Origin of the sequence: Burkholderia sp. Ac-20379, from assembly GCF_017104645.1 — a bacterium.
In the GTDB taxonomy this organism is placed as follows: Bacteria; Pseudomonadota; Gammaproteobacteria; order Burkholderiales; family Burkholderiaceae; genus Burkholderia.
Genome location: NZ_JAAGPF010000291.1, coordinates 1 through 9588, shown reverse-complemented (window position 1 = coordinate 9588; position 9588 = coordinate 1). Strand labels below are relative to the sequence as shown.

The 9588-nt window shown below is 67.7% G+C and carries 9 protein-coding genes and 1 tRNA gene; 1 reads left to right on the top strand and 9 read right to left on the bottom strand.

What is annotated here, in order from left to right; translation table 11 throughout:
- Nucleotides 1-20 precede the first annotated feature (20 nt).
- Nucleotides 21-1169, top strand: coding sequence for a rod shape-determining protein RodA (rodA, locus tag G3N92_RS26445; RefSeq protein WP_206130543.1), 1149 nt, complete (start codon nucleotides 21-23; stop codon nucleotides 1167-1169).
- A gap of 90 nt (nucleotides 1170-1259) precedes the next feature.
- Here rodA and G3N92_RS26440 read toward each other — a convergent pair whose 3' ends face one another.
- The 9 genes from G3N92_RS26440 to rsmB form a co-directional block, all read right to left on the bottom strand.
- Nucleotides 1260-2072, bottom strand: coding sequence for a tetratricopeptide repeat protein (locus G3N92_RS26440; RefSeq protein WP_206130542.1), 813 nt, complete (start codon nucleotides 2070-2072; stop codon nucleotides 1260-1262).
- A gap of 318 nt (nucleotides 2073-2390) precedes the next feature.
- Entirely contained in the window at nucleotides 2391-2843 is a 453-nt protein-coding gene (gene queD, locus G3N92_RS26435; protein WP_206130541.1) for a 6-carboxytetrahydropterin synthase QueD, read from the bottom strand.
- 19 nt (nucleotides 2844-2862) lie between these two features.
- Nucleotides 2863-3495: a 7-carboxy-7-deazaguanine synthase gene (gene queE / locus G3N92_RS26430; RefSeq protein ID WP_206130540.1), complete on the bottom strand. Its 633-nt coding sequence runs from the start codon at nucleotides 3493-3495 to the stop codon at nucleotides 2863-2865.
- Nucleotides 3496-3571: 76 nt separating this feature from the next.
- On the bottom strand, nucleotides 3572-4306 hold the full coding sequence (gene queC / locus G3N92_RS26425; RefSeq protein ID WP_206130539.1) for a 7-cyano-7-deazaguanine synthase QueC: 735 nt from the start codon (nucleotides 4304-4306) through the stop codon (nucleotides 3572-3574).
- Nucleotides 4307-4618: 312 nt separating this feature from the next.
- Nucleotides 4619-4694: transfer RNA gene (locus G3N92_RS26420), tRNA-Phe, on the bottom strand.
- Between the two features lie 60 nt (nucleotides 4695-4754).
- Complete coding sequence (gene esaR / locus G3N92_RS26415) at nucleotides 4755-5444, bottom strand: response regulator transcription factor EsaR (RefSeq protein ID WP_206130538.1); 690 nt, start codon at nucleotides 5442-5444, stop codon at nucleotides 4755-4757.
- Nucleotides 5445-7856 (bottom strand): sensor histidine kinase EsaS, encoded by a 2412-nt coding sequence (gene esaS, locus G3N92_RS26410; RefSeq protein ID WP_206130537.1) that lies wholly within the window; start codon nucleotides 7854-7856, stop codon nucleotides 5445-5447. It abuts the gene before it with no gap.
- Entirely contained in the window at nucleotides 7846-8436 is a 591-nt protein-coding gene (locus tag G3N92_RS26405) for a DUF4390 domain-containing protein (RefSeq protein ID WP_206130536.1), read from the bottom strand. The genes esaS and G3N92_RS26405 overlap by 11 nt, the downstream gene beginning before the upstream one ends.
- A partial coding sequence (gene rsmB / locus G3N92_RS26400; protein ID WP_206130535.1) for a 16S rRNA (cytosine(967)-C(5))-methyltransferase RsmB occupies nucleotides 8433-9588 on the bottom strand: 1156 nt, incomplete at its 5' end. The genes G3N92_RS26405 and rsmB, both read right to left, overlap by 4 nt.

Sequence of the window (9588 nt, the reverse complement as noted above, 5' to 3'; positions counted from 1 at the left end):
CACGATTAACGGAGAAAGGCATGCAATTCGACAAGCGCGCCTGGCTCGACAAGGCCAAACAGATGTTCGCGGGCTTCGACCGCCCGCTCGCGCTGTTCGTGTTCCTGCTGCTCTGCGTCGGGATCGTCACGCTCTACAGCGCCGCGATCGACATGCCGGGCCGCGTCGAGGATCAACTGCGCAACATCATGCTGACGTTCGTGCTGATGTGGATCATCGCGAACATTCCACCGCAAACGCTGATGCGCTTCGCGGTGCCGCTCTACACGTTCGGGGTGGCGCTGCTGGTGGCCGTCGCCGTGTTCGGGATGACCAAGAAGGGCGCGAAACGCTGGCTCAACGTCGGCGTGGTGATCCAGCCGTCGGAAATCCTCAAGATCGCCACGCCGCTGATGCTGGCCTGGTATTTCCAGCGCCGCGAAGGCGGGATCCGCTGGTACGACTACCTGTTCGCGTTCGCGATCCTGCTGCTGCCGGTGGGCCTGATCGCCAAGCAGCCCGACCTCGGCACCGCGATGCTGGTGTTCGCGGCGGGGCTGTTCGTGATCTACCTGGCGGGGCTGTCGTTCAAGCTGATCGTGCCGGTGCTGATCGCCGGCGTGGTGGCGGTGGCCGCGATCGCCACGTTCGAGAGCAAGATCTGCCAGCCGCAGGTGGTCTGGCCGCTGATGCACGATTACCAGAAGCACCGCGTCTGCACGCTGCTCGATCCGACCTCCGATCCGCTCGGCAAGGGCTTCCACACGATCCAGGCCGTGATCGCGATCGGCTCGGGCGGGCCGGTCGGCAAGGGCTACCTGAAGGGCACGCAGGCGCACCTCGAATTCATCCCCGAAAAGCACACCGACTTCATCTTCGCCGTCTATTCGGAAGAGTTCGGGCTGGCGGGCGGCCTGGTGCTGCTGACGCTCTACATGCTGCTGATCGCGCGCGGGCTGTATATCGCCGCGCAGGGCTCGACGCTGTTCGGGCGGCTGCTGGCCGGGTCGCTGTCGCTGGGCTTCTTCACGTATGCGTTCGTCAACGTCGGCATGGTCAGCGGCGTGCTGCCCGTGGTGGGCGTGCCGCTGCCGTTCATGAGCTACGGCGGCACCGCGCTCGCCACGCTCGGCATTGCGATCGGGATGATCATGAGCGTCGGGCGGCAGAAGCGGCTGATGAAATCCTGAAGGCGCGCCCGTTCGCGCACCGTTCAAGCAAAAGCCCGGCTCGCGCCGGGCTTTTTCGTTGCTGCCGGCGGCGCTATCGGCGCCGCGCGTTCATTGCGATGCCGCTTGCGGCGCTTCGGCAGCCGAAGCCGCCGCTGCGCCCGACGCGCCCGCCGCCACCTGCGCCCGCAGCGCCGTGCTGACTTCCTGATACTTGAGCGCGGCGACGTCGTCGCCATGCACGGCCGCCGCGGCGTAATAGACGCGCGCGAGGTTCAGGTCGACATCGACGCCGTCGCCGCCGCGTTCGTAGAACGAGGCCGTCACGTACTGCGCGGTGGGTTCGCCGGCGTCGGCGGCCTTGCGATACCAGAGGAACGCCTGATGGTTGTCGCGCGGCGTGCCGCGGCCGTCGAGGAACTGGTTGGCGAGCGCCAGCTCGGCCTCGACGTGGCCCTGCTCCGCCGCCTTCAGCAGCCAGCCGTGCGCCGCGGCCGGATCGCGCGCCACGAAATCGCCGTTGTCGTACATCGTGCCGAGAACATACTGCGCCTGCGTCATGCCGGCCTCGGCCGCCGTGTCGAGCCAGTGCAGGCCGTCCGGCACGTTGGCCGCGGTGCCCTCGCCCTTGAGCAGCATCATCCCGTAATTGAATTGCGCGAGCCGGTCGCCTCGCCCGGCTCCGCGCTTGAAGCCCGCGAGCGCGGCGTCGAGATTGCCCGCGTTGTAGTCGGCCACCGCCGCGGCCGTGGCCTTCGACGGCGCGGGCGGCTTGCGCAGCTTCGCGTGCGGCGTCGAGTGCGGTGCGGCGGCGCCCGTCGTGCTGGCGGCGGTGTTCGCCGCGCCGGCCGCATCGGCCGCCAGCGCGGGCGCGCTCGTCACGAACGCAATGCCTGCCGCGCCCAACGCCAGAGATGCCGCCATCGCGCGGGCGACGCGCGCCGCCCGCTTGCCTGAGCCATTCATGTCCTGTTCTCCTGCTGGCCGCGCAACGCGCCTGGCGCGCGCGGCCGGTTGCCCCGTCACCCGTGTGGCGGAATCGTTGTTGTATCGGGAAATACGTGTTCGCCGCGCGGCACCAAGCCGCGCGCGACGATCATACCGTGGCCAGAAAAGCGCCGCCGGGCATGCGTTCGGGGGATGCGAAGCGCCGTCCGGCAAGGCGAACGGCGTGCAGGGGAAACAGCAGGAGGGAAGGCTCGCGAGCCGGGCAGCGCGCCCGGCCCGTGGGCCGGCTGCGCCTCAGCGCGCCGGCTGGCGCTCGACGTCGGCCCAGCAGTTCGGCGTTTCGTAGAGCCGCACGCGCTCGAGGCGCAGATTGACGCCGTAATGGGCGTCGTAGACGTTCGCGAGGATGTCGAACGCCACCGCCGCGAGATTCTCGACGGTGGGAATGCGGTCGAGCACGACCGTCTTGTGGTCGGCCATCTGTTCGAGGAACGCGCGCACCTGCTCGTCGCGCGCATAGACGATGAACGCGTGATCCCACTTGCCGACCAGATGCGTCATGGCCAGCGATTTGACGTCGGCGAAATCCATCACCATGCCGCGGTCGGGCGCGCCTTCCGTATCGACGAGATCGCCGCGCAGCGTGATTTCGAGCACGTAGCGATGCCCGTGCAGGTTGCGGCACTGGCTGCGGTGATCGGGGATGCGGTGGCCCGCGTCGAATTCGAGTTTTCGGGTAATCAGCACGATGAGTGAGGCTCGCGGCTCAGGGAATATTCAGGTATTTGTGCGTCTGCATCGACAGGCGCCACTGCGGATGGCGCTTGCACCAGTCGATCGCGAGCTTCGTATTGAGATCGCGCGACGGGCCGTCCATCGGCTGCACGAGGAAGTAGTCGAAATCGAGCTGCGCGTATTCGGCCAGGCGCTGGTTGTCCTGCGGGATCACGACTTTCAGCTCGTGCCCCTTGGTGACGACGAGCGGCGCATCGGCCTTCGGGCTCACGCAGATCCAGTCGATGGTGTCGAGCACCGGCAGCGAGCCGTTGGTTTCGATGGCGATCTCGAAGCCGCGCGCGTGCAGCGCGTCGACCAGCGGCTGATCGAGTTGCAGCATCGGTTCGCCGCCCGTGCAGACGACGAAGCGGTTCGCCTCGCCTTCCGGCCAGAGCGCCGCCACTTGATCGGCGAGCGCGTCGGGCGTCTTGAACTTGCCGCCGTTCTCGCCGTCGGTGCCGACGAAATCGGTATCGCAGAACCGGCACACGGCCGATTCGCGATCGGCTTCGCGGCCCGTCCACAGATTGCAGCCGGCGAACCGGCAGAACACGGCCGGACGCCCGGCATTCGCGCCCTCGCCCTGCAACGTGTAGAAGATTTCCTTGACCGTGTACGTCATCTGCTCATCGTGCGGCGGCTTGCCGCCGTTTCCATTGCTGCACGCCTGCGCGGCGCGCGTTGTGCGGTGTCGGCCCTCAGGCCGGCGCCTCGGTGACCTGCTCGCCGTTGCGATAGGCCTCGTAGCCGCGCTTGCGCAGCTTGCAGGCCGGGCACGCGCCGCAGCCGAAGCCCCAATCGTGCAGTTCGGCGCGCTCGCCCACGTAGCAGGTGTGGGTTTCGACGCGCACCAGCTCGACCAGATCCTGGCCGCCGAGCTGCTCGGCGAGCCGCCAGGTGTCGGCCTTGTCGAGCCACATCAGCGGCGTTTCGAGCACGACGCGGGTATCCATGCCGAGGTTCAGCGCGACCTGCAACGCCTTCATGGTGTCGTCGCGGCAATCGGGGTAGCCGGAGAAATCGGTCTCGCACATGCCGCCGACCAGCACCTTGAGCCCGCGACGATAGGCGACGGCCGCCGCGATCGTCATGAACATCAGGTTGCGGCCCGGCACGAACGTGTTCGGCAGGCCGTTCTCGGTCATTTCGATCTCGATGCTGCGCGTCATCGCGGTATCGCTGATCGCGCCGAGCACCGACAGGTCGATCATGTGATCCTCGCCGAGCCGGTTCGCCCACTGCGGGAAGCGCGTGCGCAGCGCCTCGCGCACGCCTTCGCGGCATTCGAGCTCGACGCGGTGGCGCTGGCCGTAATCGAAACCGAGCGTCTCGACGGTTTGATAACGTTCGAGCGCCCAGGCCACGCAGGTTGCCGAATCCTGGCCGCCGGAAAACAGTACGAGCGCGCCGCCCTTGGCGTCTGTCCGAATCACCGTGTACTCCGAGTAGAGAAGGTCCGCCGCGGCGCCGCGCCCGCGGGACCGGCGGCGGTTCGAGCGACAAACAAAAAAGGACTTGCGGCGCGGAAAACCAGCGTCCTCAAGTCCTTCAAGTCTTTGAGTCGGCAGGGATTTTATCATGCGGCCCGCCGTTTCGCCCGGCGCCCACCCTTTGCGGCGGCGCATGCCGGACATAGCGGGCGCGGCATATCGATGCGGCGCGCATCTGGAAACGGCGGGGGCGGCCCCGGCGCTTCCAAAGAGAAAAGGCCCAAAAGCCGTCAAGCTTTTGGACCTTTTCGAATTTGGTGGCCTGGGTCGGAATCGAACCAACGACACGCGGATTTTCAATCCGCTGCTCTACCAACTGAGCTACCGGGCCAACAGAAGAGAAAGTATAGCGAGGCCCGAACCGTAGATCAAGCCCTTTTCGCAAAAAATTTCAGAGGCCGCCTTCCGCGGGCTTCTTGCCGAGTTCGACGCCGAGCTGCTTGAGCTTGCGATACAGGTGCGTGCGTTCGAGGCCCGTCTTTTCCGCGACGCGCGTCATGCTGCCGTTCTCGCGCGCGAGGTGGTACTCGAAGTAGGCGCGCTCGAATGCATCGCGCGCCTCGCGCAACGGGATGTCGAACGGGATCGCCGCCGCCTGCCCTGTCATGCCGAGCGCAACCTGCACTTCCTCGCCGAGCGTCGGCAGCGCGGCGGCCGAGGCCACCGCCGCCGGGCCGGCCGCGGGCTTCGCGGCCGGGCTTTGCGGCACCGGCGCCGCACCGCGCGCCAGGCCGTGCTCGACCGATTTCAGCAGCTTCTGCAACGCGATCGGCTTCTCGAGGAAATCGAGTGCGCCGATCTTGGTCGCCTCGACGGCGGTGTCGATCGTCGCGTGCCCGGACATCATGATCACGGGCATCGTCAGTTGCCCGTGGCTCGCCCATTCCTTCAACAACGTGACGCCGTCCGTATCGGGCATCCAGATGTCGAGCAGAACCAGATCGGGCGCGAGCCGTTGACGATAGTCGCGCGCGGCCTGCGCGTTTTCCGCCAACTCGACGACGTGTCCTTCGTCCGCGAGGATTTCCGAGAGCAATTCCCGGATGCCCATTTCATCATCTACCACCAGGATGGTTGCCATTTACGCTGCCCTTGTCTGCACTGTTGCTTTTGTCTTGGCGGGTGCCGTTCCGCTGTTCGCTCCGCCCTCGGAGCCCGTGGTGTCGTCGGCGAGCTGCAGGAACAGGATGGAAACCTGCGCGCCCTCGACCACTTCACCCTGCATCCGGTTGCGCAGATCGATCCGCGCACCGTGTTCGTCCACGATCTTCTTCACCGTTGCGAGCCCGAGGCCCGTGCCCTTCGCCTTGGTGGTGACATAAGGCTCGAACGCGCGCGTCAGGATGCGCGCCGAAAAGCCGGGGCCGTTGTCGGACACGCTCAACCGCACCGCGATGCGGCGCATGCCGTTCGCATCGGGGTCGCCATATTCTACTGCCCTCGTTTCGAGCCACACACGAGGCTGCGCCGCCTCGGCGACCGAATCCTGCGCGTTCTGCAGCAGATTGTGGATCACCTGACGCAGTTGCGTGGCGTCGCCGCGGATCACCGGCAGCGGCCCCTGCTCGACCACGATCATGTTCTTGCCTTCGCCCACGCCGTACAGCGTCAGCACTTCGCTGACCAGATCGTTGAGCTGCAGGTTGCCGAGCACGGCCGGCGGCGTGCGCGCGTAATCGCGGAAATCGTCGACCATGCGCTTCATCGCCGCCACCTGGTTGACGATGGTGGTGGCGCCGCGCTTGAGCATGTCGGCATCGGCCGGCGCGAGCTTGTCGGCGAGCTTCATCTGCAAGCGCTCGGCCGACAGCTGGATGGGCGTGAGCGGGTTCTTGATCTCGTGCGCGAGCCGTCGCGCCACTTCGCCCCACGCCACCGAACGCTGCGCGGAGATCACATCCGAGATGTCGTCGAACACCACCACGTAGCCGGAAGTCTGCGGATCGTCGGCCTCGCCCGCCACCGCCGACGCAAGGCGCGTGCCCCGTACCAGCAGCGTGAGCGGCTCGGGCTCGCCGGGCACCGTGACCGCGAACTGCTGCTGCCAATGCCCGCGATCCTCGCCGCCGTGGCCGGTGCCGGTGGCCTCGCGGTCGGCGAACGCCTTGCGCACCATCGCGCCGAACTCGGCGACCACGGCCAACTGATCGAGCACGGTGCCGATCTGCGACTGGAACGGCTGGCGGAAGATCCGCTCGGCGCCGCGGTTGGCGATCGTCAGGCGGAACTGGCGGTCGAGCACGAACACGCCGGCCGTCAGGTTGGCCAGAATGCCCTCGAGATAGGACTTCGAATATTCGAGCGCGACGCGGTTGCGCTCCACCGCGAGCCGCGCCTCGGAAAGCTGACGCGTCATCGCGTTGAACGACTGGGTGAGGAAGCCGAGCTCGTCGCGCGTCTTCAGCTCGCGCTTGGGCGTGTAGTCGCCCTCGGCCACTTCCTTGGTGCCCTGCGCCAGCAGGAACAGCGGCCGCGCGAGCTGGTTGCCGAGCGCGAGCGCGATCATCATCGCGATGAACGTGGCCAGGAACAGCGCGAGCGTCAGCGTGCCGATGTACATCTTGCGCAGGCCGCTGCGGCCCAGCGATTTTTCCTGGTACTCGCGATAGGCGCGCTGCACGGCGTCGGCGTTGCGCGCGAGCGAGGGCGACACGGGCTGCGTCAGTTGCAGATAGCGCTCGACGGGCTGCAGCAGCGCCGTCGACGAATCGGGAATGCGCTGCACCACGCGCAGCCGCAGCGCGCCCTTGGCGCCCTTCGCGCGCGGATCGCCGTCCACCTCGCCTTCGATCGCCGCGTAGCCGCTGTGCTCGCGCGCCTGGCTCAGCATCAGCGGCGTGGGCATGTCGTCGGGGATCAGCGCGGCGAAGTTGCCCGACGCCTGCGCGACGATATGCAGATCGGGCGCCGCGCCCGTGCCGTTGTGGCCCGGCTCGACGATGGTGGCGTCCTGCACGCCGAATTGATCGCGCAGGCGCAGCAGCGTCAGCGTGGTGCCGTTGGTGTTGGTGTCGGCGCTCGACAGTTGCTCGGACATCAGCCGCGCCTTGTTCTGCAGATCCGACAGCGAGGCGTCGAGCATGCCGCGCCCGAGGTTCAGGCCGGCCGTCAGCGCGGTCTCGACGTTGACGTCGAACCACGATTCGATGCTGCGCGAGACGAACTGATACGACACGATGTAGATGATTCCGCCCGGCACCACGCCCACCAGCGCGAAGAAGATCGCCAGCTTGGCGAGCAGCCGCGTGCCGAACTTGCCCTTGCGCAGGCGCGCCACGATCATCCCGCCGAGCCCGAGCACCACCAGCAGGAACACCAGCGCGACGAGGATGTTCGCGGTGTAGAGCCAGGAGTAATAGCGGTCGAAGAACTCGGTGTTGGCGCTCGCGGCGGCGAGCAGCACCAGCAGCAGCAGCGCCGTGACCGCGACGGTCGAGACGAGCACGCGAACCAGCAGGCTCTTGCCGAAGAAGCGGCGCAGGCTATTTCGCACGATCGGTCACCGTGAACGTGAAGCGCTTCCAGTCGGACACGAGCGTCCAGTCGCGGTTGTTCACCGCGTCCACCTGGAACGGCTTCGGCATCAGCGCCGTGTCGAGCTGCATGCGCACCGAGGCCGTGTAGGTTTCGCCGGCCTGCACCTGGTTGCGATCGATCACATGCCAGGACGTGACGTGCTGCACCACCGCCAGCGCCTCCTTCAAGGTCGGGAAGCCGAGCGCCAGCCCGCCGGTGGAGACGCGATATTCACGCGTGAGCGGCTGGAACGACAGGCGGATGGTTTGCGTGACCGACACCGGCTGTTCGTCGAACCAGTACCAGCGTGCACGGCTCAGTTCGAAATCGGTGGTGAAGTAGAGCGGAATGCCCTTGTTGACGGCGTCTTCGAGGTTGGCGTTCAGTTCGAATTCGAAACGCGCGTCGAGCGCCCAGCCGTTGCCGTCGGATTGCAGCGATGCGCGCTGCACATTGACCGGATCGGCATGCGCGGGCGCGGCCGCCGCGAGGCACAGCGTGATCGCGACCAGCAGCGCGGCCGCGAACCGAAGTGGAAGGAGGCGAGAGATCGTCACCGTTTCTGAAAGCGCGCGTAGAAGAATCCGTCGTGATCGGCCGGCCGCGCAGCGGCGTCGTGACCGGCATCGTCAGGCAGCCGGCCCGCGGCGGCCCGCGGCAGCAGTTGCCCGGGCGCGTCCAATCGTACCGCATCTTGAACGGCTTCTTCAAACCAGCGCGCCTGCAGTTCGCCTTCCTCGGGGAAGATCGAGCACGTCACGTACAACAATTCGCCGCCCGGTTTCAGCAACGGCCACAATGCCAGCACGATGCGGCGCTGCTCGGCCACCAGCGCGGCCACGTCGGTTTCGCGGCGCAGCCAGCGGATGTCGGGGTGACGGCGCACGATGCCCGAGGCCGAGCACGGCACGTCGGCCAGGATCCGGTCGAACGGCTGCCCGTCGTGCCACGCGGCCGGGTCGCCCGCGTCGCCCACCCGCACCTCGGCCGCGAGCTTCAGGCGTTCGAGGTTCTCGCCGATGCGCGTGGCGCGCGCGGCGTCGCTTTCGAGCGCCACCACCGCCACGTCGGCCAGCTCCAGCAGATGGCCGGTCTTGCCGCCCGGCGCCGCGCAGGCGTCGAGCACGCGCATGCCGTCCTGCACGCCGAGCGATTCGGCCGCGAGCTGCGCGCCGGCATCCTGCACCGACACCACGCCGTCCGCGAACCCCGGGATCCGGTCCACCGGCAGCGCCGTGGCGAGCCGCACCGCGTGGCGGCCGACGGCCCACGCGTCGATGCCGTGCTCGCGCAGCGTGGCCAGATAGGCCTCGACGCTCGCCTGCCGCACGTTGACGCGCAGCGTCAGCGGGCCGGGCGCGTCGCCGGCCGCGAGAATCGCCTGCCAGTCGTTCGGCCAGGCGCGTTCGACCGCATCGATCCACCAGTCGCGATAGTTCCAGCGCGCGCCGCGCACCGCCTGCCATTGCGCGGCCAACGCCGCGCGTTCGCGCAGGAAACGGCGCAGCACCGCGTTGGCCAGCCCCTTCGCGAACACGAACTCGCGGCGCGCGCCGAGCGCCGTCACGGCTTGATCGACGACGGTGAACGGCGCGTAGGCCGCATCGGCCTCGTCGTCGGCCAGCAGCGCGAGCGCGCAGGCCAGCACCGCGCGGACATGCTCGGGCGGGGCCTTGCTGACCAGCGTGCCGATCAGCCAGTCGGTGGTG